Annotated in this window: 23 protein-coding genes; 11 read left to right on the top strand and 12 right to left on the bottom strand. The window is 64.6% G+C overall.

Translation table 11 applies throughout. From position 1 onward, the window contains the following. Positions 1–121: 121 nt before the first annotated feature. The 7 genes from DBR47_RS06680 (at position 122) to lplT (ending at position 8,302) form a co-directional block, all read left to right on the top strand. Positions 122–1,663, top strand: a complete 1,542-nt coding sequence (locus DBR47_RS06680) for a methyl-accepting chemotaxis protein (RefSeq protein WP_197046905.1) — start codon at positions 122–124, stop codon at positions 1,661–1,663. Positions 1,664–1,859: 196 nt separating this feature from the next. Beyond that, the gene (locus DBR47_RS06685; RefSeq protein WP_370454878.1) at positions 1,860–3,011 is read left to right on the top strand and encodes an ABC transporter substrate-binding protein; all 1,152 of its coding nucleotides are present in this window, start codon (positions 1,860–1,862) and stop codon (positions 3,009–3,011) included. Positions 3,012–3,190: 179 nt separating this feature from the next. After that, entirely contained in the window at positions 3,191–4,387 is a 1,197-nt protein-coding gene (locus DBR47_RS06690; RefSeq protein WP_124448233.1) for a M20 aminoacylase family protein, read from the top strand. Beyond that, entirely contained in the window at positions 4,384–5,511 is a 1,128-nt protein-coding gene (locus DBR47_RS06695; protein ID WP_124448235.1) for a M14 family metallopeptidase, read from the top strand. The genes DBR47_RS06690 and DBR47_RS06695 overlap by 4 nt, the downstream gene beginning before the upstream one ends. Then, positions 5,498–6,070, top strand: a complete 573-nt coding sequence (locus DBR47_RS06700) for a DUF1415 domain-containing protein (RefSeq protein ID WP_124448237.1) — start codon at positions 5,498–5,500, stop codon at positions 6,068–6,070. Before DBR47_RS06695 ends, DBR47_RS06700 begins: the two co-directional genes overlap by 14 nt. A gap of 158 nt (positions 6,071–6,228) precedes the next feature. Then, entirely contained in the window at positions 6,229–6,831 is a 603-nt protein-coding gene (locus DBR47_RS06705; RefSeq protein WP_197046906.1) for a CBS domain-containing protein, read from the top strand. Between the two features lie 184 nt (positions 6,832–7,015). Then, positions 7,016–8,302 carry a lysophospholipid transporter LplT gene (gene lplT / locus DBR47_RS06710; protein WP_124448240.1) on the top strand — a complete coding sequence of 429 codons (1,287 nt, stop codon included), beginning with the start codon at positions 7,016–7,018 and terminating at the stop codon, positions 8,300–8,302. On the opposite strand, the gene DBR47_RS06715 is transcribed toward lplT, so the two are convergent. Next, on the bottom strand, positions 8,238–9,503 hold the full coding sequence (locus DBR47_RS06715; RefSeq protein ID WP_124448242.1) for a glycosyltransferase family 1 protein: 1,266 nt from the start codon (positions 9,501–9,503) through the stop codon (positions 8,238–8,240). The genes lplT and DBR47_RS06715 overlap by 65 nt on opposite strands. Positions 9,504–9,646: 143 nt before the next feature. Here DBR47_RS06715 and DBR47_RS06720 point away from each other — a divergent pair, with 143 nt between their 5' ends. After that, positions 9,647–10,258: a hypothetical protein gene (locus DBR47_RS06720; protein ID WP_124448244.1), complete on the top strand. Its 612-nt coding sequence runs from the start codon at positions 9,647–9,649 to the stop codon at positions 10,256–10,258. 216 nt (positions 10,259–10,474) lie between these two features. Here DBR47_RS06720 and DBR47_RS06725 read toward each other — a convergent pair whose 3' ends face one another. Continuing rightward, complete coding sequence (locus DBR47_RS06725) at positions 10,475–12,151, bottom strand: aminotransferase class III-fold pyridoxal phosphate-dependent enzyme (protein WP_124448246.1); 1,677 nt, start codon at positions 12,149–12,151, stop codon at positions 10,475–10,477. Positions 12,152–12,269: 118 nt separating this feature from the next. On the opposite strand from DBR47_RS06725, the gene asd reads away from it, so the two are divergent. Beyond that, the gene (gene asd, locus DBR47_RS06730) at positions 12,270–13,160 is read left to right on the top strand and encodes an archaetidylserine decarboxylase (RefSeq protein ID WP_124448248.1); all 891 of its coding nucleotides are present in this window, start codon (positions 12,270–12,272) and stop codon (positions 13,158–13,160) included. On the opposite strand, the gene DBR47_RS06735 is transcribed toward asd, so the two are convergent. The 5 genes from DBR47_RS06735 to DBR47_RS06755 are packed head-to-tail and all read right to left on the bottom strand — an operon-like array spanning position 13,133 to position 18,046. Beyond that, complete coding sequence (locus DBR47_RS06735; protein ID WP_197046907.1) at positions 13,133–14,221, bottom strand: acyltransferase; 1,089 nt, start codon at positions 14,219–14,221, stop codon at positions 13,133–13,135. The two genes, asd and DBR47_RS06735, sit on opposite strands and share 28 nt — an antisense overlap. Next, positions 14,218–14,964, bottom strand: a complete 747-nt coding sequence (locus DBR47_RS06740) for a GDSL-type esterase/lipase family protein (RefSeq protein WP_124448252.1) — start codon at positions 14,962–14,964, stop codon at positions 14,218–14,220. Before DBR47_RS06740 ends, DBR47_RS06735 begins: the two co-directional genes overlap by 4 nt. Positions 14,965–14,979: 15 nt before the next feature. After that, positions 14,980–15,606, bottom strand: coding sequence for a LysE family translocator (locus DBR47_RS06745; protein ID WP_124448254.1), 627 nt, complete (start codon positions 15,604–15,606; stop codon positions 14,980–14,982). 36 nt (positions 15,607–15,642) lie between these two features. Beyond that, positions 15,643–16,341: a general secretion pathway protein GspB gene (locus DBR47_RS06750; RefSeq protein ID WP_124448256.1), complete on the bottom strand. Its 699-nt coding sequence runs from the start codon at positions 16,339–16,341 to the stop codon at positions 15,643–15,645. A gap of 13 nt (positions 16,342–16,354) precedes the next feature. Beyond that, positions 16,355–18,046: an ExeA family protein gene (locus tag DBR47_RS06755; RefSeq protein ID WP_124448258.1), complete on the bottom strand. Its 1,692-nt coding sequence runs from the start codon at positions 18,044–18,046 to the stop codon at positions 16,355–16,357. Positions 18,047–18,377: 331 nt separating this feature from the next. On the opposite strand from DBR47_RS06755, the gene DBR47_RS06760 reads away from it, so the two are divergent. Beyond that, positions 18,378–18,824 (top strand): hypothetical protein, encoded by a 447-nt coding sequence (locus DBR47_RS06760; RefSeq protein ID WP_124448259.1) that lies wholly within the window; start codon positions 18,378–18,380, stop codon positions 18,822–18,824. A 67-nt stretch (positions 18,825–18,891) separates the two neighbouring features. Here the strand turns inward: DBR47_RS06760 and DBR47_RS06765 are convergent, their stop codons facing one another. After that, a complete protein-coding gene (locus tag DBR47_RS06765; protein ID WP_124448260.1) occupies positions 18,892–19,698 on the bottom strand; it encodes a helix-turn-helix transcriptional regulator in 807 nt (268 codons plus the stop codon). Positions 19,699–19,825: 127 nt separating this feature from the next. Between DBR47_RS06765 and DBR47_RS06770 the strand changes: the two genes are divergently transcribed. Then, positions 19,826–20,119: a hypothetical protein gene (locus tag DBR47_RS06770; protein ID WP_124448261.1), complete on the top strand. Its 294-nt coding sequence runs from the start codon at positions 19,826–19,828 to the stop codon at positions 20,117–20,119. Between the two features lie 133 nt (positions 20,120–20,252). Here the strand turns inward: DBR47_RS06770 and DBR47_RS24920 are convergent, their stop codons facing one another. From DBR47_RS24920 to DBR47_RS06795, 4 genes are all read right to left on the bottom strand, one after another. Beyond that, positions 20,253–21,983: a family 16 glycosylhydrolase gene (locus tag DBR47_RS24920; protein WP_231512166.1), complete on the bottom strand. Its 1,731-nt coding sequence runs from the start codon at positions 21,981–21,983 to the stop codon at positions 20,253–20,255. Next, complete coding sequence (locus DBR47_RS06785) at positions 21,980–23,428, bottom strand: glycoside hydrolase family 30 beta sandwich domain-containing protein (RefSeq protein WP_231512167.1); 1,449 nt, start codon at positions 23,426–23,428, stop codon at positions 21,980–21,982. Before DBR47_RS06785 ends, DBR47_RS24920 begins: the two co-directional genes overlap by 4 nt. 93 nt (positions 23,429–23,521) lie before the next feature. Beyond that, a complete protein-coding gene (locus DBR47_RS06790) occupies positions 23,522–25,063 on the bottom strand; it encodes a tryptophan halogenase family protein (RefSeq protein WP_124448263.1) in 1,542 nt (513 codons plus the stop codon). A gap of 17 nt (positions 25,064–25,080) precedes the next feature. Then, positions 25,081–26,154: an ABC transporter ATP-binding protein gene (locus tag DBR47_RS06795; RefSeq protein ID WP_124448264.1), complete on the bottom strand. Its 1,074-nt coding sequence runs from the start codon at positions 26,152–26,154 to the stop codon at positions 25,081–25,083. Positions 26,155–26,161 lie beyond the last annotated feature (7 nt).

The following is a 26,161-nucleotide window of genomic DNA, read 5'->3' on the forward strand; positions in this document are numbered from 1 at the left end:
AGGGTCAAACGAAGTGGGCGCCTATCGCTCAACAATTCAGCCGCGTGTTTAAGGTCTTTTTTGCCGCATGGCCAGGGGCGCTTTATTGCTAAAAACGCAGGATCTTCGGGGAGACCAAAAAATGAAGTTCCTTTCAACTCTGAGCCTTAAAGCTCGTGTACTCGCGGGCTTCGGCCTGATCATGGCCGTCATGCTGGTGGCCGCTGCCATCGGATTAATGCGCGTCTCACTCCTGAGCGAGCGGATTGAATCCTTGGTGCAAAACGAGGTCCAGGCCCTGGACCTGGCCCGCCGCTGGGCCGGCTTGGCCGAGGCGAACATCCAACGCCGGGTCGTGCAGATGACCAGCGATGACAAGGAGTTTGTCGAGGCCTTCACCCGCAAGATGAAGGAGGTTTCGCCCATCATCAACAAGCTGCAAGAAGATGTGGACAAGCTCAGCCAATCGGCCCGCAGCGACGAGTTGCATGCCAAGATCGGCGAGACCCGCAAGCGCTATCAAGATCTGCGCGAGGACTTGCTCAAGCAGAAAAAGGAAGGCGTGGACACACGCAGCCGGATCAGCCAGGAGTTGATCCCCGCCATGGAGGCCTATCTGGCCGCCTTGAGCGCCTATGCCGACAATATGCATGATGAGTTGGAGCTGGCGGTCGATGTGGCCACCGGCCAGGCCCGCCAGGCTCGCAACCTGACCCTGGGCCTGCTGCTGGCGGCGATTGCCTCGGGCACGGTGATCGCCTTGATCATCACCAGTTCGGTCACCGCGCCGGTGCATGAGGCGCGCGAGATGGCCCAGCGCATCGCCGCTGGCGACCTCTCCGGCCGCATCTCGGTCGTCGGCGAGGACGAGCTGGCCCAACTCAAGCAAGCCCTGGACGCGATGCAAAACCAGCTGCGCGACACCATTGGCGAGGTGCGTGACGCGGCCGAGCAGGTGCAGACCAGCTCCTCCGAAATCGCCTCCGGCAGCCTGGACCTGTCCAACCGCACCGAGCAGGCGGCCAGCAGCCTGGAGCAGACCGGCGCCGCCCTGCAGACCCTGGCCCAGACGGTCAATCACAATGCCGAGTCCTCCCGCCAGGCGGACCAGTTGGCACTCAAGGCCTCCTCGGTGGCTCAGGACGGTGGTGAAATGGTGCAGCGGGTGGTGGATACCATGGCCGACATCCAGCGTGCCTCGGGAAAGATCGGTGACATCATCGGCGTGATCGATGGCATCGCCTTCCAAACCAATATCCTGGCCCTCAATGCCGCCGTGGAAGCGGCCCGTGCCGGCGAGCAAGGCCGCGGCTTCGCGGTCGTGGCCTCCGAGGTGCGCAGCCTGGCCGGCCGCAGCGCCGAGGCGGCCAAGGAGATCAAGACCTTGATTTCCGCCACCGTCGAGCAGGTGGAGCGCGGCAGCAGCCTGGTCACCGAGGCGGGGCACAAGATCAAGGACGTGGTCAGCAGCGTCGGCCACGTGACCACGGTGGTGTCCAGCATCGCCGCCCAGTCCGGCAGCCAGGCCAGCACCTTGGGCGAGATCGGCCAGGCCGTCCAGCATCTGGACCAAATGACCCAGCAAAACGCCGCCCTGGTGGAGCAAAGCGCCGCCGCCGCCGAGAGCCTGCGCGAGCAGGCCGGCCGCCTGGCCGCTACCGTCTCGCAGTTCCGCCTGAGCTGATCGCGGCGGGCCCGAGTGGCTGGGCGCGGACGCAAGCGCAAGGCAAGCGTCGCGCCCTGGCATCAGGCCCCAGCCCACCCGCTCAAAGAAGCCAAGCCTGCGATCAAAATGCAGGGTCGGTCATAAATCGCGCCCGGTCTCTTCTGAGCCCGAGGCGCGATCTCACATCACATCTATCGCGTTGAGGGAGCCCCACTTGCAAAGAAGAAGAAGACAAATCCTCAGGCAAGGCCTGCAAGGCCTTGGCGGTTTGGCCGCCCTGAGTGCAAGCGGCCTGCTGCAGGCCGATGAGAAACGCGCCATCGTGCTGGGCCAGTCCTGCGCCTTGAGCGGCCCCGCCGCCCAGTTAGGCCTGCAGATGCAGGCCGGCGCCAAGCTCTTCTTCGACGCCCTGAACACGGCCGGCGGCGTGAACGGCATGCCCGTCATCTTGAAAAGCCTGGACGATGGCTACGAGCCCGAACGCTGCAAAAGCAATACCGAGAAGCTGATTGCCGATGAGGTCTTCGCCCTGTTCGGCTATGTGGGCACACCCACCTCGCTGGCCGCCCTGCCCTTGGTGAACGCGGCCAAGATCCCCTTCTTTGCACCGCTCACCGGCGCGCAGGCCCTGCGCGAGCCTTTCAGCCGCTGGGTGTTTCATCTGCGTGCTTCGTATAACGACGAGACCGCACTGATCGTCAAGCAGCTGACCCAGCTGGGCCTGAACCGCATCGCCGTCTTCCACCAGAACGACAGCTATGGCCAGGCCGGCCTGAACGGCGCCCAGCTGGCGCTCAAGTCCCTGGGCCTGGCGCCCACGGGCGTGGCCACGGTGGAACGCAATTCCGTCGATGTGGCCAAGGCCGTCAAGGCCCTGGTGCAGGGTCGCCACCCCGAAGCCATCATCCTGGTCAGCGCCTACAAGAGCTGCGCCGCCTTCATCCGCGAGGCCCGCAAGGCCGGCTACGGCGGCCTGATCTATAACGTCTCCTTCGTCGGCACCCAGGCCTTGTCGGACGAGCTGGGCCGTGACGCCGCCGGCGTGGCGGTCAGCCAGGTCATGCCCTACCCCTACGGCACGGGCACCGGCGTAGTGGCCGAGTACCAGGCCGCCCTGCACAAGGCCGGTGGCGATGCCCGCCCCAATTACACGGCCATGGAAGGTTTCTTGGCCGCCAAGGTCTTCACCGAGGGCTTGCGCCGCATGGGCCCCAGGCCCAGCCGGGAAGCCTTGGTGGGCGCCCTCGAATCCATGCGCGAGTACAACGCCGGTGGTTTCCGCGTCAACTTCGGCCCGCAAGACCACCAGGGTTCGGGCTTTGTGGAGTTGTCCCTGCTGACCGGGGACGGCAAGGTCAAGCATTAAACTGATGGCCCAGGCGCGCCTGCCAGCTCCGGCTCGCAGGCGCGCACTCTTTTGAATGAGGACTTACGCAAAATCGTCGCAGCTAGGCAAAGCGCCGTAAACAGTGCCCGGGTACGGCAAGGTGTTTGAACGACGCTGTGGCGGTTTTGCGTAAGTCCTATGAGTCAAGGAAAAGCGCCATGCAACTGATCGCCCCCATCCTGGCCGATGCCCCCAGCATCAAAGCCTTGCGACGTGACATCCACGCCCATCCCGAGCTCTGTTTTCAGGAAGAGCGCACGGCCGATTTGATCGCGCGTGCGCTCAGCGACTGGGGCATTCCCGTACACCGTGGTCTGGGCAAGACCGGCGTGGTGGGCATCGTCAAGAACGGCACATCGAAGCGCGCCGTGGGCCTGCGCGCCGATATCGACGCCCTGCCCATGACCGAGCACAACCAGTTCGCGCATGCCAGCAACTACCCCGGCAAGATGCACGCCTGCGGGCATGATGGCCACACGGCCATGCTGCTGGCGGCGGCCAAGCATCTGTCCCAGCACCGCAATTTCGACGGCACCGTGTATCTGGTCTTCCAGCCCGCCGAAGAAGGCGGCGGCGGCGCGCGCGAGATGATCAAGGACGGCTTGTTCGAGCAATTCCCCATGGAGGCCATCTTCGGCGCGCACAACTGGCCGGGCATGGCGGCGGGCGAGTTTGCGGTCAAGAGCGGGCCGGTGTTCGCCTCCAGCAATGAGTTCTTCATCACCTTGCGCGGCAAGGGCGCGCATGCGGCCATGCCGCATCTGGGCATTGACCCGGTACCGGCGGCTTGCCAAATGGTGCAGGCCTTCCAGACCATCATCACCCGCAACAAGCGACCCATCGATGCGGGTGTGATCTCGGTCACCACCATCCATGCGGGCGAGGCCACCAATGTGATCCCGGACTCCTGCCATATCGAGGGCACGGTGCGTACCTTCACCCTGGAGACCCTGGACCTGATCGAGCGCCGCATGCAGGCCATCGCCCAAAGCATTGCCGAGGCCTTTGAGGTGGATTGCGAGTTCCGCTTCAAGCGCAACTACCCGCCTACCATCAACCACGAGGCCGAGACCGAGTTTGTGCGCCAGCAGCTCAGCGCGATGGCCGGGTCCGACAAGGTGCAAGAGTTCGAGCCCACCATGGGCGCCGAGGACTTCAGCTTCTTCCTGCAAAAGACGCCGGGCTGCTACTTCCTGATCGGCAATGGCGATGGCAGCCACCGCGAGGGCGGCCACGGCCTGGGGCCTTGCATGCTGCACAACCCCAGCTATGACTTCAACGACGAGCTGATCCCCCTGGGCGGCTCGATGTGGGTGCGCCTGGCCGAGGCCTGGCTGAATCGGCCCCAGCCATGAACACGGCAAAGGCCGCCGAGGCCTCACAATTTTTCTCACAAAGTTATGCCGAGGCGCGCGCCAAGTTCCTGGCCGCCGCCGAGGCAGCGGGCTTGGATGCCGAGCCGCACTGGCATCCCTTGCTGGGCCGCGAAGGTGAGCGCCTGGCCATGGACCTGGTGCGCCAAGGCCCGGCCAAGGCACGCAAGCTCCTGATCATCAGCAGCGCCTGCCACGGGGTGGAGGGCTTTTGCGGCTCGGGCATTCAGACCGCCTTGCTCAGCGATGCGGGCTGGCTGGCCGCCGTGCGAGCGCAAGCCGATCTGGCCGTGCTCTATATCCACGCCCTCAACCCCTACGGCTTCTCCTGGCTGCGCCGGGTCACGCAGGAAGGGGTGGATCTGAATCGCAATTTCCACGACTTTGCCCAGCACGCCGAGCTGCCCGCCAACCCGGGCTACGAGGAGATCGCCAATGCCTTGCTGCCAGCGCACTGGCCGCCCAGCGCTGCCGACGAAGCGCTGCTGAGCGACTACGCCGCCCGCCATGGTGAGGCCGCTTTGCAGCAAGCCATCAGCGGCGGCCAGTACAAGCATGAGTTGGGCCTGTTCTACGGCGGCCGCGCGCCGACCTGGAGCCACCAAACCCTGCGCCATGTTTTGCAAGAGCATGGCGCGGGTGCCAACGACATCGCCTGGATCGATCTGCACACAGGCCTGGGCCCTAGCGGCCACGGCGAGCGCATCTTTGCCGGTTCGGCCCAAGACCCCAACCAGCTCGCACGCGCCCGTGCCTGGTGGGGGCCTGAGGTCACTTCGCTGAGCGACGGCAGCTCCAGCTCCGCGCCCCTGGTGGGTCTGATGTGGAGCGTGATCGAGCGCTGCTGCCCGCAAGCTCGCTACACCGGCATCGCCCTGGAATACGGCACCGTGCCGCTGAAGGCCATGATCGACGCCTTGCGCGCCGACCATTGGCTAGAGGCCCACCCGGAGGCATCGGAGGATCAGCTGCGACGCATCAAGCAGCAAATTCGCGATGCCTTCTACATTGACACCCCCGAATGGAAACAAGCCCTGTTGCGCCAAGCCTTTGAGGCGGCGCAGCAGGCATTGAATGGTTTAGAGAAGAGTCATGAACAGCAGTAACGACAACACCGCCCCCCTCGACGCCGAACAGGTTCAGCAAGAAACCCAGCTCTGGCTGGAGAAGGCCGTCATCGGCCTCAACCTCTGCCCTTTCGCCAAGAGCGTGCATGTCAACAAAAGGCTGCGCTATGTGGTCAGCACGGCCAGCACGCCTGAGGACTTGCTGAAGGAGCTGGCCCGCGAGCTGCTGGCCTTGAACCGCGCCGACCCGGATGAGATCGAAACCAGCTTGCTGATCCACCCCAAAGTCTTGACCGACTTCCTGGACTTCAATGACTTCCTGGGCGCGGCCGATGCCTTGGTGGAAGACCTGGAGCTGGATGGCGAGTTGCAAATCGCCAGCTTCCACCCCCAGTACCAGTTCGCCGGCACCGAGCTGGACGACATCAGCAATTACAGCAACCGCTCGCCCTACCCCACCTTGCATCTGCTGCGCGAGAGCAGCATAGCCCGCGCCACCGAAACCATGGCCGACACCGATGCGATTTACGAGGCCAATATGGCCACGCTGGAGAAGCTGGGCCTGGAAGGTTGGAAGGCGCTGGGCTTGAAGGCCTGAAGGCCTGAAGACGGCGCGGAGAGTAAAGAAGGGAAAAGCTCCCCAACTTCAGGGACATGCGCTGGCAAGGGTCGGGGCTATCGGAGTAAAAGAACAAGATGCCTTGGGCATCCCCCTCGGCCCTCCTTTCTCCACCCCCCTCACCGGAGCGCCCGTCCATGTCCAACAACCCTCCCGCCACTGCCGAGTATCAGTTCCACGCCCTGCCCCTGGCCCGCAGCCAGGGCTCGCCGCGCCTGCCCATGCCCGAGGCCAACGCGCACCTGAGCGACCCAGCGCTAAGCCTGATGACCTCGTTTCGCTTCGCGCCCTGCGTGATGGCCGATCAAGGCGACGGGGTGGACCAGACCCTGCACATGATGTTGCGCGCCCGGGTACACATGAGCTTTGTCACCGGCGTGGACGGCGCCGTCGTTGGCCTGGTCACCCGTGACGACCTGGCCAGCGAGAAGCCGGTGCAACGAGCTCTGGCCGACCATGTGCATCACGATGATCTGCGCCTCGAGCATTTGATGACACCGGTCGGCGACTGGCAGGTGCTGGAACGCGCCACGGTTGAACGCGCCAGCGTGGGCAATGTGGTGCAAACGCTGATGAAGCTAAGCCACCCCTATCTGGTCGTCATCGACCCCCATGCCGAAGGCCCTCGCCTGCACGGCCTGTTCTCGGCTCGCCGTCTTGAAGCCGCCCTGGGGCTGCGCATCCCGCAGGGCATCCATTCGCAGAATTTTGCGGAGCTAGAGGCGGCGCTGCGAGGCTAACGGAGTTGCCGTCTCAGGCACTCAAAAGCCCTCACCGCATGCAAGCCTGAACCCAAACACATGCCTGAGCGCTCGCGCACCCAGGCCGGGTTCAGCCCTTTGTCACCAGCTTTTCACACCCCCCTGTCAGGCTCCCGTCTTCAGCGCCACCCATGGCCTCACCAAGAAGACGCGAAGAGCCCCCATGCCCCCTGGTTTCCACCTGCTGATCGCGGCTCAGTTCGCCTCGGCGCTGGCGGACAACGCCTTGTTGATCGTCAGCATTGCCCTCTTGCAGGAACAGGGCTCACCCGCCTGGTGGGCGCCCTTGCTGAAGTTTGGCTTCACCATCGCCTATGTGCTGCTGGCGCCCTTCGTCGGGCCCCTGGCCGATGCGGTCCCCAAGGCAAGGCTGATGGCCTGGATGAATGGGGTCAAGCTGCTGGGCCTCGCGGCCTTGGCTTTGGGTGTGGCCCCCATGCTGGCCTTCACTTTGATCGGCTTCGGCGCGGCCGCCTACGCCCCGGCCAAATACGGTCTGGTAACCGAGATGGTGGCGGCCAAGGACCTGGTGCGTGCCAATAGCTGGCTGGAGGTTTCGGTGGTCGGTGCCGCGTTGTTAGGCGTAGTGCTGGGTGGCGTTTTGGTCAGCCCCTGGCTGCTGCAAACTGATCTATGGATCAAGCTGGCTCAGGCCATGAGCCAGGGCAGTCAGCTGAGCGGCTCCCTGCTTGCGCTCAGCCTTGTTTACGCGCTGGCCAGCATGCTCAATCTGGGCATCCCGGACAGCGGCGCTCGCTATCCTGCTTGCGCGAGCTTGCGGCCACGCGCCCTGCTGCGGGACTTCTGGCAGACCAACCGCCTGCTGTGGCGGGACCGGGAAGGCGGCCTGTCCTTGGCCGTCACGACCATCTTCTGGGGTGTGGGAGCCACCTTGCAGTTCGCCGTGCTGCGCTGGGCCGCCGATGTGCTGGGCCTGACCCTGGACCGGGCGGCCCTGCTGCAAGCGGCCGTCGCCGTCGGCGTCGTCGTGGGTGCAGGCATCGCGGGGCGCTGGGTGCCCTTGGCCCGAGCCAAGCAGATGCTGGTCTTCGGCGTGCTGCTGGGCTTGTTGATCCCTGTGGTGGGCATGAGCCGACAGCTGTTATTCACCCTGCCCTTGCTCGTGCTGGTGGGCGTGGTGGGCGGCCTGCTGGTCGTGCCGCTCAACGCCCTGCTGCAGCACCGGGGCTTTTGCCTGCTCAGCGCCGGCCGCTCCATCGCCGTGCAGGGCTTTAACGAGAACGCCAGCGTGCTGGCCATGCTGGCCGTCTACGCGGCCTTGCTGGCGATGGACGTGCCCATCACCGCCATGATGTGGGGCTGGGGCCTGGCGATCGCGGCGGCCATGCTGGGATTGATGGCGCGCGAGAGAAGCAGAAAGAGGGTCAGACCACCGAGCGCCGCGTCGTCACCAGGGGCAGGCCCTGAGGCGCCTGAGCGCGCAGCATGACGGCGTCCAACACGCCTTCGAAGCGGGCGACGATGCTGGCCCAGTCCAGCTCACGAGCGGTCGCGCAGGCCTTTGCCCCCATCTGACGCACACCCGCCAGATCGCTGGCGGCCAGGGCGGCAGCACGCGCGAAGGCGGCGTTATCGTCCATGGCCACCAGCACCCCGTTATCACCCGTGCGGATCAGCTGGGCCGCGGCCGCATAGTCAAAGGCCACAACCGCCAGGCCGCTGGCCATGGCCTCGGTGGTGACGTTGCCAAAGGTCTCGGTCAGGCTGGGGAAGAGAAAGAGATCGCTTGATGCGTAATGCGCTGCCAGATCCTCGCCCTTGCGCTGACCCACAAAAATCGCTTGCGGCAGTTGCTGCTGCAGCTCCGCCTGCTGCGGGCCACTGCCCACCACCACCAGCTTGGCGCGTGGGTTCTTGGCTTGCACGGCGGCGAAGGCGCTCGTCAGCGTGGCCAGGTTTTTTTCAGGGGCGATGCGGCCCACATAAATGCAGACCAGATCGTCCTCCAACGCTCCCCATTGCTCGCGCAGCGCAGCACTGCGGCGCAGCGGTGTGAACTGCGCAATGTCCACCCCGCGTGAGACCACGCTCAGCTGCTTGAAGCCGCTGGCCTCCAGATCGCGCCGCAAGGCCTCGGTGGGCACCATGGTGCATTGGCAGCGGTTATGGAATTTGCGCAGATAGGCCATGATGGGCTTGTAGAGCCAACCGATGCCGTAGTGGCGGCTGTAGGCGTGGAAGTTGGTGCGGAAGTCCGAGCACACCGGCAGCTTCAGATGTTGTGCCGCCTGCAAGGCCGACCAACCCAGCGCGCCCTCGGTGGCGATGTGAACTACATCGGGCCTTTGCACCGACCACAGCTGCACCAGGGCGCGCTTGGAGGGCACGCCCATGCGCAGATTGGGGTAGCGCGGGATGGGCAGGCCGCGCATCAAGACTTCGTGGAAGCGCGGGCTGCGCTCGGCAGCATCACCGGGCTCTTGCCGCGGGCGAATCAGCTGCACATCGTGGTTGCGCTTGTGCAGGCCGTCCACGATGCGCGCAATCGTCATGGCCACACCATTGACCTCGGGCGGATAGGTCTCGGTGACGAAGGCAATGCGCAGCGAGCGCTGGGCCGCCGGCAGTTGGTCGACCAGGATGCCTGCACCGGAGTGCTCGACGGTGCTGCTAATGAGTGCGGTATTCATAGACCCATCGTGCCGGGAATGCATAACAGTTCGATGACAAGACACTGTCACGCAGATTTCACGCGGGGCCGTCACCATCGCGTCACGCCGCCCCACGGGGGCCGCGCCTTGCTCAATCTTTCAATCCAACAAGAGGCCGCCACGTGAAGGAACTCCTGAACACACTCGCCGTGCAGCGCTGGGACGATCACCGCTACTACCACCACAGCCGCATCAACCAAAGCCTGCACCTGCTCAGCGCCATCTGCTTTCTCGTCTCCTACGCCCTGCTTTTCATTGACCCCGCCCGCGCCGCCCTGCTGGCCTGGTGCGTGTCCATGACCAGCCGCCAGGCGGGGCACTTCTTCTTCGAGCCGCGCGGCTATGACCACGTCAACCAGGCCAGCGACGAGCACAAGGAAGAGATCAAGATCGGCTACAACATCCAGCGCAAGATCGTGCTGCTGGCCGTCTGGGTGGCCCTGCCTGCTGTGCTGTGGTTCCAGCCCTCGCTATTCGGCTTGATTGCACCGGCCGCAGACTTCCAAGGCTTTTTGCACGATGTAGGCATCGCCTGGCTGGCCCTGGGTGTGGCGGGCCTGCTGTTCCGCGTCCTGCAGCTATGGGTTCAACAGAGCTTCATGACCGGCTTGGCCTGGGCCACCAAGATCATCACCGACCCCTTCCACGACATCTATCTGTATCACAAGGCCCCGCTCTACCTGCTGCGCGGCGAGCTGATTGATCCGATGGAGCATGTGAAGACGCAGGGCTGAAATCAGCCCTCCTCCAAAAAGCAAAACGTCGATTGCCCAGGGTATGGGCCAATCGGCGCAGCGAAGTAAAGGAGGAGGCTTGGGCGAAGCCCAAGACGGGGGGACTGCGCTCGGACACAAACAGTCCTGAGGACTGTTTGTGCCTAGCAAAGGCCAGGGCCTGTGGCCCTGGCATGAGCGGAGGCGATTGGCCCATGCCCTGGGCTAACGCCAAACCTAGCTAACGCTACCTCCAAGCAGCTCCCGCCACTTAGCACCCAGGGTCTCACGCAGGATGCCGCGCCGAATGCTCTTGTTGCTCAAGCCCGCGTCCTGCCACCACCAGCCCTCGCGCTGCATGGCAAGGGCCGCGGCCACAAAGCGCTGCAAGACCGCCTCGAAATCGGCCTCGCTGTAGTTGAGGCTGAAGATGAAACGCCCCGTGCCCACCCAACTCAGAGCCAGACCTTGTTCACGCAAATAGAACTGCAGCATCCAGTTGTAGCGCGAGGGCTGCGTGTACATCACCGTCCAGATGGATTGCAAGTTAGCCACCCGCAGCGGCAGGCCGGCCGCCTGCAGCGCCGCGTTGAGACGCTGGGCGCGGGCGTTCCAGACCGCGTCGAGATCGGCATACACGGCCTGCAGCTGTGGGCTCTCCAGCCGGTCCAGAAAGACCTTCATCGCGCCCATCACATAGGGATGGGCATTGAAGGTGCCACGGGCGAAGCAAATATCAGCGGGTCTATCCTCGCGAAAGCGCTTCATCAAATCAGCCCGCCCGCACACCACGCCCACCGGCAGGCCACCGCCCAAGGTCTTGCCGTAAACCACCATATCGGCGCGCACGCCAAAGTATTCTTGCGCGCCGCCCGCTGCCAGGCGAAAGCCCATGAAGACCTCGTCGAAGATCAAGACGATGCCGCGCGCGGTGCAAACCTCGCGCAGGCGCTGCAGCCAAGCGGTGTAGGCCGCGCGGTCGAAGCCGGCGCTGCGGCCGCTGTCCAGCAAGGACGAGTCGCCCGGCGCGCCCTTGTTTGGGTGCAGGGCTTGCAGGGGGTTGATCAGCACACAGGCGATGTCGCGCCGCGTCGCCAAGACCCGCAAACTGCCCTCGGCCATGTCTTGCAAGGTATAGGTCTCGCGCGGCGGCAAGGGGTTGCCGGGGCCGGGCTGCACATCCTCCCACCAGCCGTGATAGGCACCGCAAAAGCGCACCAGATGGCGGCGCCGCGTGTGATAACGCGCCAAACGCACGGCCTGCATGACGGCCTCGGTGCCCGACATATGGAAGGACACCTCGTCCTGACCCGAGATGCGCTTGAGCCTGGCCACGTTCTCCAGCACGCAGGGGTGATAAGCCCCCAGCACCGGGCCCAGGCGATGGGTCAGGGCAATGCCCTCGTCCACACAGCTGCGGTAGAAGTCGTAGCCAAACACATTGACGCCGTAGGAGCCGGTCAGGTCGTAGAAGCGTTGGCCGTCCAGGTCTTCCACCATCACCCCGTCCGAGGCCTGCAAAAAGCTGCCGGTCTTGAGGTGCTGGCGCAAAAACGGGCTGTACTGAAAGGGCACGCGGTAACTGCCGGTGAACTGCAGGTCCGAGATGCCCTCGCGCGCTTCGTTCGACGCGGCAATGCTCTTGGCATGGCGCTCGCCCAGCACGGCGCAAAGGCGATAAAAGCCTTGGCTGCGCTGCGCTGCCACGGCTGCGGGCGCGGCGTCCGAGGCGAAGAACTGAGCCTCGTCATAGGCATAGCCGGGGATCAGGCCAGCCAAGCGCTTGGCCATGCGCGAGTGGCCGGCCAGGGAGCGGTGCTTGGCGCGCGAGAGCTGCAGCCGCCGCCGCGCCTTGGGCAAGGCCAAGAGCACAGCGGCCAGGGCCAGGGCAGAGAGGGCGAAGGTTTCATCCATAAAGGCCGGCGTCCTTGTCCAAAGAGTCGCATGAAAAACAGAAGCAATCTTGTCGAGCCAGCGTGCGCGCCGGCAAGGTTTCTTCCTTGCCACCCTATCCATCTGAATTGACAAAGTGATGAAACCATCCGAAAGCTCCCTCTCCCCTCTGCGCCGCCTGCTGCAGCAAGAAGACCTGAACTTTTTGCTCACCAACCGCATTCCCCGCATCGCGCTGACAAAGTTGATGGGCCGCTTCAGCCAGATCCGCAACCCGCTGGTCTGCCGCGCCTCCATCGCCGTGTGGAAGCTGTTCACCGACCTCGATCTGTCCGACGCCAAGAAGCAGCGATTCGAGAGCCTGCACGACTGCTTCACCCGCGAGTTGCTGCCGGGTGCCCGCCGCATTGACCACGCGCCCGACATCCTCAGCAGCCCTTGCGACGCCATCGTCGGCGCCTGCGGCCGCGTCCAAGGGCGGCAGCTGTTTCAGGCCAAAGGCTTCCCTTATTCCATGCAAGATCTGTTCGGCGCCAGCCAGGATTGCAGCGCGTTTCAGAATGGCACGTTCATCACCCTGCGCCTCACCTCGGCCATGTACCACCGCTTCCACGCCCCGGCGGATTGCCGGGTCGAACATGTGACCCATATCGCCGGTGACACCTGGAACGTCAACCCGATTGCACTCAAGCGGGTCGAGCGCCTGTTTTGTCGTAATGAGCGGGCGGTGCTGCGGGCCCGCATCCAAAGCGGCCCGGCGATGGGCCAGCCCATCGCCATCGTGCCGGTGGCGGCGATTCTGGTGGCCAGCCTACGCCTGCACTTTTTGGATCTGCTCCTGCACCTGGGCTATCGCGGTGCGAACGAGTTGCCCTGCGATGCCTCGTTCAAAAAAGGCGAGGAGATGGGCTGGTTCCAGCACGGCTCCACCATCCTCGTCTTTGTGCCTGCAGTTTTTGAGTTATGCGATGGGATTGAATCCGGCGCCCGGATTCGTATGGGTCAGGCCTTGCTGCGGGCCGTGGGCTGAGGGGCGGCAAGTGGCGGGCCTTCAATCCAGCGGCGCAGGCGCGGGCCCAGGGTTTTCTCGACACGAATATGGATCTGCCAGCCCATGGTGCCGACGAGTAGCGTGGTCAGCAGCAGAGACAGCGGCATGCTGTGGCTGAGCTTCAGCAACTGCTGATAGACCATGGCACCGAAGTACTGGTGCAGGATGTAGACCGGATAGGTCAGCGCGCCCGCCACTGCAACCCAGCGCATGGGCGGCAGACGCCAGCGGTCCAGCGCGATCAGAGTGAAGACGGCGTAGACCGCCGTGATCAGGCCGGCCACCACCCAGGCATCCAACTCACGCCAGAGCGTGGCCCAGTGCAGATCGGCCACCGCGTCCTGCCAGGCATAGACCAGGGCCAGGGCCAAGCTGGCCAGCAAAGTCAGCACTCGGCGCCGGTTGAAACCGCCCTGTGTGCGCACCAGAAAAAAGATGCCCCCCGCCACAAACAGCGGCGCCCATTTAGCGTCCAGCCAGAACTGCAAGGGCCAGGCCGGGCGGATCAGGTTGGCGAGGCTGATCGCCAGCCAGCCCAGCATCAAGGTCTCGATATGGCCCAGGAGCTTGAAGCGCAGAACGATCCAGATGTAGATATAAAAGTGCAACTCCACCGCCAGCGACCAATAGGCCGCGTCGATGTAAGGCACGCCAAACCACTGCGGCACCATGCTCAGATTGACCAGGTATTGCGGCCAAGTGCTCATGAAGCGCGCATCGCCCAGGCCCCAGGCGGTGAGCGCCGTGATGCTGGCGGCCACCCACAGCGCCGGGTAAAGCCGCGCCACTCGCGAGGCCGCAAAATTGCGCGGCGTGGCGCCTTGCGCCGACATCAGGATCACAAAGCCGCTGATGACGAAAAACAGATGCACGCCAAGGTAACCAAAGCGCATCACAGCGTCGATGGCCGGCACCAGAGCCTCAGGCATCCAGCCCACGCGAGGCGAGCGCGAGAGGTAGTGAAAGCCCAGCACGGACAGGCAAGCCAGGCCGCGCAGCAGGTCGATCTCGTGAAAGCGTTGGGTGGATTTGGTGCTCATGGGCTCGCAGCTTGGCATTGTGCGGCCAGCGGCATGGCTGCCGCGATGATCTGGCTTAGGCGTTGGTAACCCGCCGCCGACAAATGCACACCATCGCCGGCCGTGAACTGCGGCCGCAGCAGGCCCTGGCCATCGGCCAGTTCGCTCAGGGGCAAGAACTGGCAAGCCGCCCGCTGCGCGCAAAGCTCGGCCAGCCCTTGATTCAAGGTCGATTGACGCTGGGCCAAGGCATTGGCTTGGGCGGGCGGCGGCAAGGCCAACAGCAGTAACGGGCGGGCGGCAGGAAACTGGCTCAGCACCTGAGCCATGCTCGCAGCCGCTTGCTCTGGTGAGGCGCCCTGGGCCAGGTCGTTCGTGCCGCTGAGCAGAATCACGAGCCCCGCTTGCTTGAGGGAGGCGTAGTGAGCCAGGCGCGGCACGAGACGCTGAGCCGGTTCACCCGCGATGGCGAAATTGGCCCAGGCCGCACCCCGGCAAGGCAGAGCCGGCAAGGATTGCAGATGCGAGTCGCCGAAGAGCAGCACCGAGCCCGCGGGTAATGAGGCTTCGCCGCGCAACTGCAGCGAAGTTAACATCGCCTCGTAACGCAATTGGCCGGGATCGGGCTGCGGCCAAACGGCGTTCAAGCGCCAGCGCAAGCGGTCTTGCAAACCCTGAAATTCGACGGGCTGCAACAGGCCCCAAGCCAGCATGGCCGCCGCGCCCAGGGCCAGCAAACTGAAAGCGCGTAGCCAGCGGCTCATGCGACGGGTAAAGGCTCAGCGCTCGGAAAGGCCCAAGCGCAAGGCCAGACCCAGAAAGACCGTCCCCGCCAGCCAGTTGAGGGCTCGCTGCGCGCGCGTCGAGCGCTTCAGCATGCCGCTGACGGCGCCGGCAAAGTAGGTGATGGTGCCGAAGGCGATCAAGGTGCTCAGGATGAAGATCAGGCCCAGCTGCACGATCTGCCAGGCCACCGGGCCGCGCGTGGCGTCCACAAACTGGGGCAGCAAGGCCAGGAAGAAAAACACCACCTTGGGGTTGGTGAGGTTCATCACCACGCCGCGGCCAACCATGGCCTTCATGCTGCTGCGGCCTTGGGCCTCAAAGGCCAGCGGGCCCACCGGCGCACGCAAGACCTGCCAGGCCAGATAGGCCAGGTAGGCCGCGCCCACAAATTTCAGGACGGTGAAGGCCAGGGCCGAGGCCGCAAACACCGCCGCCAGGCCCAGAGCAATCGCCGCCGTGTGCCCCAGCAGGCCGGTACACAGGCCCAGCACAACGAAAAAGCCCGCGCGCCTGCCTTGAGTGGCGGACTGCATCAGCACGAAGACGTTGTCCGGCCCGGGCGTGAAGCCCAGCAGCAAGGCCAGGCCGAAGAAGGTGATGGCGGTTTGCAGAGTCAGCATGGCGGGGAATGAGAGAGAGCGAGGGTGGATAGGGAATCAATAGGCGAGTGTGAAGCGCTGGCCTTTGAAGACCAGCACGGCACTGCGCAGGCGGATCTGCTCCAGCGTCAGATTCGGCGCGATCTTGTCGCCCTCATGCCAGACCTGGGAGTTGATGATGAGCATGCGGTTGGCGGGCGTGTCGGAGTACATGGCGCCCCCGGTCACCAAGGGCGGCAGTTCACGGCGCAAGTCCTCCGGCAGGCCGTCCTTGCTGGGCAGGGGGCGCTCGGCCACGGGCGCTGGAGCTGGGGCTGGAGCCGGAGCTGTTGGGGCTTTGCTGATCACCTGAGGCTGAGCCCGTGTGGGCAGCGCAGGCGGAGGCAGAGCCTCGTCCGGTCTTGGGGCCGGCGCTGAAGGCAATACGACGGCGGCCGGAGCCAGGGTCGGCACTTGGGCTTGAGCGGTGGGCTGCGCTGTGGGCATCGGTGTCTGTGTCTGCATTGGCGGCAGCAGCGCTGGGGCGGGCAAGGGCTTCTCGCCCCCACGCGGCCAGAAATACAGGCCCAGGGCCAGCAGGCCCAAGCACAGGGCCAACAAAGCCAACCACAGCGTCAGGCGGGATGGGTGGGCACCGCCCTCTTCCCCGGCCACTACCGGCCGGGGCGCAGCCGTCGCCTGGCCATGCAAGGTGGGCAGGCTGCCACGCTCCCGCTCGGACTCGGCGCGCCGCAAGGCATCAAGAATGTAGGACATAGGCCTTCGCTCTTCAGGGCAAGGATTGCAAACGCGGCTCGGCCACACCGGCCACCCGGTTGAGCTGCATCAGGGTGACGGGGCCGGCCAGACCGTCGCGGTCCAGGCCCTGGCTGCGCTGGAAAGCGGCCACCTTGGCGCGGGTCGCGGCATCGAGGTATTTTTGCGTGGCCGCTGGCTTGGGCTCGCCACGAGCCTTGGCCAGCTGGGCGCGCAACCAGTCCAGCGTGGGCCCCGGGGTGATGCGCCCGGTGTAGCCCGGCGGCTGGCGCCACAAGGTGGCGTAGTCGCCCCGCCATTGCTGGCCCAGCTCCAGCAGGCTCACCGTTTGCGCCGGCCCGCCAGCGCTGCTGCGCACCAGCGCGGTCTGCGCGCCCAGGCCGAGCAACAGGAGTTGATAGGGCTGGCCGGCCTCGTCCTGCAAGCTCAGAAGCGTGGGGCGGTCCAGCAGACGCAAAAGCGCCAGGCTGCCGCCGCTGCCTTGGTAACACAGCACTTGCGCGGTTTGCGCCAGAGCCTGGCAAGGGTCGGCCACCGCGGCCACGGCCTGCATCTGCCACAGCGCGGCCAGCTCACGCCAAGCCTGCGCTTCTTCACGCAGGCCGGCTTGAATCAGGCTTGGGCTCGGGGCCGAAGCAGGCAGCACTGCGGCGGGAAGCGCCGGGCTGCTCGCGGGCTTGGATGCCAGCACGGCCGACGCCGAGCTGGCCGCCGAGGCTGCTGCTGATGCTGCCGCAACCGGCTTGCTGGCCAGAGGTTTCTTGGCCACGTTCCAGGCCAGCGCGCCGGCAAGGGCCAAGCCAGCGACAGCAGCGCCAAGCAGGGCCCAAGGCCACCAGACCGGCAGGCCGCCGCCCACACGATTGCTGCCCTCAAACACCTCGGCAGCCGCAAGCTGCAAGGTCTTGCGATCCACCCGAGCTTTGCCCTGGGCATAGGCCCCCAGCAAGGCCCGGTCGCACAGCAGATTGATACGGCGCGGCACGCCGCGTGAAATTTGATGGATGCGCCGCAGCACGCCGCGCTCGAAAGGCAGGGCCCGCTCCAGCCCGGCCACGCCCAGGCGATGGCTGATGTATTGCTCAGTCTCGGCCTCGGACAAGGCCTGCAGATGGAAGCGTGCGATCACCCGCTGCGCCAGTTGCTCCAGCTCGGGCGCTGCCAGGATCTGGCGCAGCTCGGGCTGGCCGATCAACACGATCTGCAAGAGCTTGCGCTCCGAGGTTTCCAGATTCGTCAGCAGGCGCAGCTGCTCCAGCACTTCCGCAGACAGGTTCTGCGCCTCGTCGATGATCAAAACATTGTTCTGCCCCACCGCATGGGTGCGCAGCAAAAACTCATTGATGGCGTCGACAAAAGGCTTGAGTGACGGCGTGCCCGAGCTGCCAGCCGCGGCGGCAGCGTTGGCCGGCACGGGGATATGGAACTCCTCACACACCGTCTGCAAGAGCTCAGGAACGCTCAGCTTGGGATTGAAGATGTAGGCCACATTGCAGTGCTTGGGAATCTGCTGCAAAAAGCAGCGGCACACCGTGGTCTTGCCCGCCCCGATCTCGCCCGTCAGCAAGACAAAACCGCCGCCACCGCGCAAGCCATAGAGCAGATGCGCCAAGGCCTCGCGATGCCGCTCGCTCATGAAGAGGTAATGCGGATCGGGCGCTATCGAAAACGGCTCTTGCTTGAGACCAAAGAATTTCGCGTACATGGGTGGGCGCGGCAACGCCAGCAACTGGACAGGGGATGTGGCTGCGCATCCTAACCTGGGTGCGGCGGCGGGCTGGGTGCAGGGGTGGGCGGGCCTCAGGGATACCCACGCAAAACCACTTAAACGACTAGACGAATGGGGAGGTCCAGTCCCCGCGCGGGTGATCATTGGCCGCGAGGGCAACCGGGCTCTGCTGGGCCAATTTTTTCGATATGGTTTGGACCAACTCTTGGCCTTCCAAGTATCAACAGCCGTGCTGCATTCGGCAGCCAATCCTTGCCTCTCCCGGTCGGCTGGTTACCACTCCTCCACCTCAACCTCAGGCCGCAAAATGAGCAACGCAGACCTCGCCGAACTCTTCTCGCAACTCACAGACGAGGAGCTCACAGAACGAGTTTCTTCGGGCGGCCTCACCCAAGATGCTCAAGCCTTGGCCGCGGCCGAACTTAGGCGGCGCGGCGCTCCCCTTCCTCCGATCACGTCACAGATCGAGCAGCAAGAAGAGGCATATCTTGGGGACATGGTCATGCTGGAGCGTGGCCTCACGCCGACCGAGGCGCACATGCTTTCTTCCTGCCTTCGCTCGGCCGGCATCCATGCAGACGCGGGTGACACAAACATTGTTCAAGCTCACTCTCTGCTTACTCTCGCAGTAGGTGGCGCCAGTGTCAGAGTGCCCAGCACGCAGCTGGCTGAAGCAAAAGACCTTGTGGCCGCATTCCATCGCGGTGACTTCGCTCTCGGTGAGGACTTCAATCCTGAGGAAACTCGGCCCTGATTGAATAGCCAGGGGGCACTAACTCCCTACATCCATGCGCACGCGTCCTTAGCCACCAGCATTCGCTTCATGCAAGCTGCGCCGCAATCACCGCCCGCGTCGCTTCATCCGCCGCAAACACATGCTCCACCCGCAGCGAGGCCAAGGTGATGTCTTGGGGCGTGCCGAAGGTGGAGAACATGCTGAAGAAGGCCAGCTCGCCATGCACCGTGTTGAAGCGGGTGGTGAGTACCGGCGCCATTTGGCGTGGCCAGAGTTTCATGGCGCTTGAGCCAAGCCGCTGCTGCAATTGCTGAGCCAGTTGCTCCACCCGGGGCAACATCTCGGGCACGACGCTGGCGTCGTCACGCAAATGGGCGAGCAAGGCGGGGGCAACCTCGGCAAGATTGCTGATGTGGCGGGTCATGCCCTCGGGGTGCAGCATGGCATCGAGCATATTGATGGGCTGCCCCTCCGGCAGCTCGGCCACCCAGGGCATCAGGGTGGTGGCCAGCCACCGGGCGCCCCGGTTCATTTGCAAGACATTCCACCCCGCGTCCAGCACCATGGCGGGCATGGGGTCCTGCGCTTGCAGCAGGCGGGCGAGTGCCTCACGCACAGGGGCCAGCACCGCATCGGACAACTCACTGCCGCGGTACACGGGCGCAAATCCAGCCTGTTGCAAGGCCACATTGCGCAAGGCCAGCGGTGCTTGTAGTTCATGCAGCCAGGCCAGCAGCAGCTCACGGCTGGGCTGGGAGCGCCCGCTTTCCACAAAGCTCACATGTCTTTGACTCACCCCCATGCGCGAGGCCAGCTCCAGCTGGCTGATGCGCAGGCTCTTGCGCGCGCTTTGCAGGGTCTCTTGAAGATTGTTGTTGCTGCCGTTTTGCATGGGGCGATTCAATCACAGCGCTGCAAGCGCGCAACTACCTCACAGGTAATTGCGCTCATTCAGAGGCTTGCGCACACTGCGCGGAGCCGCCTTCGCGGCGAAGTCAAGCTCATGAAAAGGAAGCCCCATGAACAAAACCCTGCTCAGCGTCGTCCTCATCGCTTTTACCGCCCTCACCGGCTACACCCTGCTGCACTACGGCGGCCTGTTCGCTTGGCTGGCCTTTTACACAAGAGACCCGGCCAGCTGGCAAATCTTTGCCGACTTGCTGATCACCATGGGCTTGCTGCTGGTCTTCGTCCGACGCGACGCGCAAGCCAATGGCCGGCCATTTTTTCCCTGGGCGGTGGTCTGCCTGTCCCTGGGCTCGTTTGGCCCGCTGCTCTACTTCATCACGGCGAAGCAAGTGCGCCAGGCTTGATGAGCGCCTGGCCAAGTTGGAGGCAAAGCTCAGCCCCGCAGACAAGGAGGCCGCCTAGGCCTTGCACGCCAGCTGGCTGACCGGCAAGAGCGCCCTGAGCCTGCATGCCAAAACGGGCGACTGCGCCCGAAAGCTAGGGCCTGCTCGCCTGATACACCCTCACATGCGCCACCCGCATCTGCACCGGGAAGATGCTGTCATCCACAGTCCCGCCCAGGTCTCCGCCAATGGCGATGTTGAGGATCAAAAACTGGGGTTTATCAAAGGGCCAACCGGCACCGGCATGATCTTGCTTGCGATAGCGGTGATGCACCCGGCCGTCGATGGCGAAGCTCACCTCATCCGCCGTCCACAGCATCTGATAGTTGTGCATGGCCAGGCAGGCGTCTTCGATCTGGGTGGCGGCACCCACGCCCTCGCTGCCTGAGCCTGCGGCGCTGTGTACCGTGCTGAAGAGGCGCTGTGGGCGGCTGCCGACCTGTTCCATGATGTCCAGCTCGCCCCCGGCTGGCCAGACCACGGCGCTGTTCAACATCCAGATCGCCGGCCAAGTGCCTTGGCCGCAGGGCAGCTGGGCGCGGATCTCGAAGAAGCCATAGGTCCACTCGGCCTTGCCCAGGGTGAGCAGGCGAGCCGAGCTGTATCGCTGGCCCATGCTGTCTTTGGCGCGGCTCATATCTTCTTTGCGGGCGGTGATGAGGAGCTGGCCGCCCTTCACCTCCGAGTTGGCACGGCGGGCGCGAGCGTAGTACTGCAACTCGTGGTTGTCCCAGCCCGTGGCATTGCGGCCGGTGTCGTAATTCCATTTGCGCGTGTCGGGCAGGCCGGGCCGCTCGAATTCATCGGCCCAGACCAGCTTGTAGCCTGGCGGCACAGTCAGGCGCTCGTCTTGCCAGCGAGCGGGCAGCAGCTCGGCGCAGGACCTGGCGACGCCCGTTTCAGCTGTGGGCATGGGCTGGATCTTTGATCCCGGTTCGGCGGCCAGCTGCTCAAACGCCACTCGCTGCAGGGCCCGCGCCTGATCGCGGCTGAGGCCCAAGTCGTAGGCCGCGCATTCACTCGCGCCCAGGCTGCGCGGGTCAAGATGGGTGATGGCACCGAAGAGCACCAAGCTCTCCAGATAAGAGCCGTACACGCTGGCGTGATAGCGGTCGGCGGCCCAAAGATCAAGCTGGCCCTCGGCCAGGGGCCGGTAAGGGTCGCGGGCGGCCAGGCCTTGCTGGATGGCGCGCTGCCAGGCTTGTCCAACCGGCACGACGGGCTGAACAAACTCGGCGCCTGGCAGCTTCTTCAAGGCGGTCTGGGCCTGCTCGTAGCCACTGCGCAGGTCTCGCGTCATCGCCTCCACGCCGCGCTCCCACCAGGCCCCACCGGGCTGATAAAGCTGGTCGGCCCGCGCCCAGGTGGCCATCAAATGGATGGCGATCTCGGGATTGCGGCGGCGCAAAAGCGCGGCCATGTCTTGGCTGGTTTTCACCAGCAGATCGGGGCGACCCGGGTGGGCTTTGTCCAGCGTGCTGTACCCCTGCATCACGACCCGGTCCCAGGACTGCGAGGCCAGCAAGTCGCTGCGCTGGGCCAGATGCCAGTCCAGGCCCACACCGCCTTGGGTCTCGACCGAGACCTCATAGGCCAAACCGGCCTGTGCGCTGAAGGCCTTGAACAGGGCCGGCACGCCGGCCACCCCGGTCTTGTTGAGGTCGATCACCGTGTCCGGCCGGTAGCTCTTCAGGACCGAGCCTTGGCCATAGGTAAAGCTATTGCCGATGAAGAGAATCCGCTCGGCCTGCGCTTGCGCGGCGAGCAGCAAGCCCAGCGCGGTCGCGGCGAGTAATTTGGAAGTTATCCACAGGTTCTTCTTCATGGCTTGCCTTTGACTGCCTTGGCTGCTGGGGCTGCGGGAGGGGCCCAGCGCAAGGTCACGACCGCGCTGGGTGGCAAAGCATAAGCAAAACGCTGGCCGCCAAAGCCCACGCTGAAGCGCCGCTTGGCCTTGGCGCCATTGCTGACGATGAGCACGATGGACTGGTCGGGGTTTTGAAAGGCCACCGAGTCCAGGCCGTCCAGATCGCTGCTGGAGGCGATGCGCTGCGCGCCTTGGCGCACAAAACGGCTGGCATGAGCAAAGGCGTAGTACTCCATATTGCGGGTGACGGCGCCGGTTTTTGAATTGATGGTGACCATGCCGCGGCAGTCTTTGCAGCCGCCCAGATGGGGGCCGTCGTTCTCGTCCAGGGCCAGGTTCCACATCAGCACGCCGCGCGCGCCGTTGCGGGTGCCACCGATGATCAGGTTATGCATCATCCAGGGCAGGGTCTCGGGCCAATGCGGCTTCCATTTGCCGCCGGAGCATTCGGTCAGCCAAACGTCTTTGTCGGGGTAAGCGGCCTGCACCTGGGCCTGGGCACTGACTTCGCCCTCGTAGCAATGCCAGGCCACGCCTTGAATGAAGGGCCGGGCCTTGGCATCGTTCAATACCGCCAGCGGTGACTCGGGCTCCTTCCAGTTGTGATCCCATTCCAAGATGGCCGTGCCCGGCGCCTTGGCGCGCAGCAAAGGGCCGAGGTGATCGCCGATCACCGCCGCACGTGCGGCCGGGTCCAGGCGCATGCCGGGGTAGTCGGGCGGCTCGAAATGGGGCTCGTTCTGCAGGGTCAGGGCGAAGATGGGCACACCCTCGGCCCGCATGGCCTCGACATAACGCAGCATGTACTCGGCAAACACGCCATACATCTCGGGCTTGAGCCGGCCCTGGATCAGGCTGTCATTGCTCTTCATCCAGGCCGGCGCGCTCCAGGGCGAGGCCATCACCTGCAGCTGCGGATTGATGGCCAGGGCTTGTTTGAGAACGGGCAAGACCTCGGCCTGCAGGGGCGCAATCGAGAAGTCATTCAGGCGGGGGTCGGTCTTGCCGGCGGGCTGGTCGTCGTAGCTGTAGTGCTGACGCGAGAAATCGGAGGCGCCGATGGTCAGCCGGATGAAATCAAAACCGACACCGGTAGGCCCACGCCCAAACAACTCCTGCAACAAGGCCTGGCCTTGCGCCTCGCTCATTTGATGCTGAATCAACCAGGCGCTGGCATCGGTCAGGCCGGCACCAAAGCCGGCCATGGTTTGGAAACGCTGGCGGGCATCGACCTCGATATGCAGGGGCAAGGCCACCTGCTCGCGCTTGAATTGCAAGCCCTTGTCCTTTTGCTCCGCCAACAGATGCTTTTGATCGGCGGTGCTCAGCCAGGCTTGGGCCAGGGGCGCCGCCTGAGCGGTCTGGCAGGGCGCGGCGGCGAGCAGGCTTGCACAAAGCGCCAAAGCAAGAACGGGGGAGCGGGCAGTTCTCTTGTCCTGGAATCTCATTGAATGGTCGGTTTGGAATGAGTCATGAGAGGGCGTTTGGGCCCGGTCCTACAGCGGCGGCGCGGCGCAGTTCGCGGCGATGAAGTCGCCCTGCATGGGCATCACGCCCACGCAGCGCTGCACCACCTCGCGGATGTTGTCGGCCCAGTCCTGTACCTGGGCCAGGGGGCGCACATCGGCCAAGGGGTGGTAGGCGCGCGGCCGCAGCCCTTGGCCGTGCATCACCTGCAGCCAGCTGGGCTCCCAGAACAGCTCATTCGCTTCGCGGTAGATGCGGCCATTGCTGCGGTACAGCTCCATCTTTTCCAGCAAGCTGTCGGGCACGGCCATCTCGCGGCAGTAGTTCCAGAAGGGCGAATCATCGCGCCGGGTGGCTTTGTAGTGCAGGATGATGAAGTCGCGGATGCGCTCGTACTCAAACTGGGTCTGGCGGTTGTAGCTGGCGATGTCGGCGGCGTCCAGGCCCTGGCGGGGAAAGAGGTCCATCAGCCGGGTGATGGCCGTCTGGATCAGATGGATGCTGGTGGACTCCAGCGGCTCCATGAATCCGCTGGCCAGGCCCAAGGCCACGCAGTTGCCCACCCAGAACTGCTTGCGCCGGCCGGTGCGGAACTTGACCAGGCGCGGTTCGGCCAGGGCCTCGCCATCCAGTTTGGACAGCAACAAATCGGCGGCGGCGCCCTCCTCCATAAAGGCGCTGCTGAAGACATGGCCGTTGCCGGTGCGATGCTGCAAGGGGATGCGCCATTGCCAGCCCGCGCTGTGGGCGGTGGAGCGGGTGAAAGGCAGCAGAGGCTGGCGGCTCGCGCAGGGCACGGCCCAGGCTCGGTCGGCCGGCAGCCAATGCGACCAGTCCTCAAAACCCGCGTGCAAGGTCTGCTCGATCAGCAAGGCACGCAGGCCGGAGCAGTCAATAAAGAAGTCGCCCTCCACCACCTCACCCGAGGCCAGGCGCAGGCCGCTGATCAGGCCGCTGCTCTGACCTTGTTCCGCGTGCTGCAAGACCTCGACGATGCGGCCTTCGGTTCGCTGCACCTGGCGCTGCTCGGCATGTTGGCGCAGGAAGCGGGCGTAGAGGTTGGCGTCGAAATGAAAGGCGTGGGCGATCTCCGCCAGGGGTGAGCCGGCCATATCGGCGCGCGGCCGCATGAACTTGCCCTGCAGCGGCGCCACGGTGTTGATGGAGTAATCAAACAAATCACCGGCACGCCCATGGGCTTGCAAGCGCAGCCAGTGATGCTGAAAAGCGATGCCATCCAGCGCCTGACCGATGGCACCGAAGCCATGCACATAGCGCTGGCCCAGGCCGCCCCAGTTGACAAACTCGATGCCCAGTTTGAAGGTGCCCTGGGTGGCGCGCAGGAAGTCGTCTTCCGCAATGCCCAGCACCGCGTTGAAGCTCTTGATGGCGGGGATGGTGGCCTCGCCCACGCCGATGATGCCGATCTCGTCCGACTCCAGCACGCGGATCTGCCACAGGGGCTGATTGCCCTGCTCGGGTTGCATCAGCTTGGACAAGGCGGCCGCACACATCCAACCGGCCGTGCCGCCACCCACGATCACGATGCGGCGCAATGCTTTGAGCGTCATCGCTGTGCTCCTACTTGCTAGAGTCTTTGTTCGGTGCTGGGGTCGAACAGCGAGATGCGCGCCACATCCAGCGTGAAGCGCACGCTTTGGTCCTGCTCAAAAAGCGTGGCCTCATGCACCACGGCCGAGATCAGCTGCTCGCCAAAACGCAGCCACAGCACCTGATGATTGCCCATGGGCTCCACCAGCTGCACCTGGGCCTCCCACTCGCCTTGGGGCGTGATCAACACATGCTCGGGCCGCAGACCCAGGGTCAGGGCCTGATGCTGGCTGGGCTTTTGCTTGAACTCATAGGCGTCCAGCGCCAACTCGAAGGGACTGCGCAAAGTCACCCGGCCGCTGCTCTCCACATTCAGCTGCGCGGGCAAGAAGTTCATGCCGGGCGCGCCCAGAAAGCCGGCGACGAAAAGATTCTGCGGTCGCTCATAGACCTCGGCCGGCGTGCCGATCTGCTGGATCAGGCCGCCGCGCATCACCACGATGCGGCTGGCCAGAGTCATGGCCTCCACCTGATCGTGGGTCACATAAATCATGGTGGAGCCCAGATTCTTGTGCAGCAGCTTGAGCTCACGACGCAGCTCACCGCGCAGCTTGGCGTCCAGATTGGACAGGGGCTCGTCAAACAAAAAGACCTCGGCCTCCCGCACCAGGGCCCGGCCAATCGCCACGCGCTGGCGTTGGCCACCGGAGAGCTGTGCGGGCTTGCGCTGCAGCAAGGGCGTGAGCTGCAGCATCTCCGCCGCCTTCGTCACTCGCGCCGCAATCTCGCTCTTGGGCAGACCGCTGACCCGCAGGCCGAAAGACATATTGCCCTCCACGCTCATGGTCGGGTAGAGGGCGTAGGACTGGAACACCATGCCGATGCCGCGCTCGCTGGGCTCGGCCCAGGTCATGTCCTTACCGCCAATCTCTATGCTGCCTTCGCTCACATCGATCAGCCCGGCGATGCTGTGCAGCAAGGTGGACTTGCCGCAGCCCGAGGGGCCTAGCAGCACCAGGAACTCACCCTCCTGGACCCTCAGATTCAGCTGCTTGATGACCTCGTTGCTGCCGAAGCGGATGCCGAGGTTTTGAATAGTTACGCCGCTCATGCTTGTT

It is taken from the genome of Paucibacter sp. KBW04 (assembly GCF_003852425.1).
GTDB lineage: Bacteria > Pseudomonadota > Gammaproteobacteria > Burkholderiales > Burkholderiaceae_C > Paucibacter_A.

Bases quoted from the DNA above. Each gene is read 5' to 3' on its own strand.
- DBR47_RS06680 (WP_197046905.1), top strand. From the start codon at position 122: ATGAAGTTCCTTTCAACTCTGAGCCTTAAAGCTCGTGTACTCGCGGGC.
- DBR47_RS06715 (WP_124448242.1), bottom strand. From the start codon at position 9,503: ATGAATACCGCACTCATTAGCAGCACCGTCGAGCACTCCGGTGCAGGC.
- DBR47_RS06755 (WP_124448258.1), bottom strand. From the start codon at position 18,046: ATGTACGCGAAATTCTTTGGTCTCAAGCAAGAGCCGTTTTCGATAGCG.
- lplT (WP_124448240.1), top strand. From the start codon at position 7,016: ATGCCCCCTGGTTTCCACCTGCTGATCGCGGCTCAGTTCGCCTCGGCG.
- asd (WP_124448248.1), top strand. From the start codon at position 12,270: ATGAAACCATCCGAAAGCTCCCTCTCCCCTCTGCGCCGCCTGCTGCAG.
- DBR47_RS06740 (WP_124448252.1), bottom strand. From the start codon at position 14,964: ATGAGCCGCTGGCTACGCGCTTTCAGTTTGCTGGCCCTGGGCGCGGCG.
- DBR47_RS06725 (WP_124448246.1), bottom strand. From the start codon at position 12,151: ATGGATGAAACCTTCGCCCTCTCTGCCCTGGCCCTGGCCGCTGTGCTC.
- DBR47_RS06760 (WP_124448259.1), top strand. From the start codon at position 18,378: ATGAGCAACGCAGACCTCGCCGAACTCTTCTCGCAACTCACAGACGAG.
- DBR47_RS06750 (WP_124448256.1), bottom strand. From the start codon at position 16,341: ATGTCCTACATTCTTGATGCCTTGCGGCGCGCCGAGTCCGAGCGGGAG.
- DBR47_RS06705 (WP_197046906.1), top strand. From the start codon at position 6,229: ATGTCCAACAACCCTCCCGCCACTGCCGAGTATCAGTTCCACGCCCTG.
- DBR47_RS06695 (WP_124448235.1), top strand. From the start codon at position 4,384: ATGAACACGGCAAAGGCCGCCGAGGCCTCACAATTTTTCTCACAAAGT.
- DBR47_RS06770 (WP_124448261.1), top strand. From the start codon at position 19,826: ATGAACAAAACCCTGCTCAGCGTCGTCCTCATCGCTTTTACCGCCCTC.
- DBR47_RS06735 (WP_197046907.1), bottom strand. From the start codon at position 14,221: ATGAGCACCAAATCCACCCAACGCTTTCACGAGATCGACCTGCTGCGC.
- DBR47_RS06765 (WP_124448260.1), bottom strand. From the start codon at position 19,698: ATGCAAAACGGCAGCAACAACAATCTTCAAGAGACCCTGCAAAGCGCG.
- DBR47_RS06795 (WP_124448264.1), bottom strand. From the start codon at position 26,154: ATGAGCGGCGTAACTATTCAAAACCTCGGCATCCGCTTCGGCAGCAAC.
- DBR47_RS06745 (WP_124448254.1), bottom strand. From the start codon at position 15,606: ATGCTGACTCTGCAAACCGCCATCACCTTCTTCGGCCTGGCCTTGCTG.
- DBR47_RS24920 (WP_231512166.1), bottom strand. From the start codon at position 21,983: ATGAAGAAGAACCTGTGGATAACTTCCAAATTACTCGCCGCGACCGCG.
- DBR47_RS06700 (WP_124448237.1), top strand. From the start codon at position 5,498: ATGAACAGCAGTAACGACAACACCGCCCCCCTCGACGCCGAACAGGTT.
- DBR47_RS06690 (WP_124448233.1), top strand. From the start codon at position 3,191: ATGCAACTGATCGCCCCCATCCTGGCCGATGCCCCCAGCATCAAAGCC.
- DBR47_RS06790 (WP_124448263.1), bottom strand. From the start codon at position 25,063: ATGACGCTCAAAGCATTGCGCCGCATCGTGATCGTGGGTGGCGGCACG.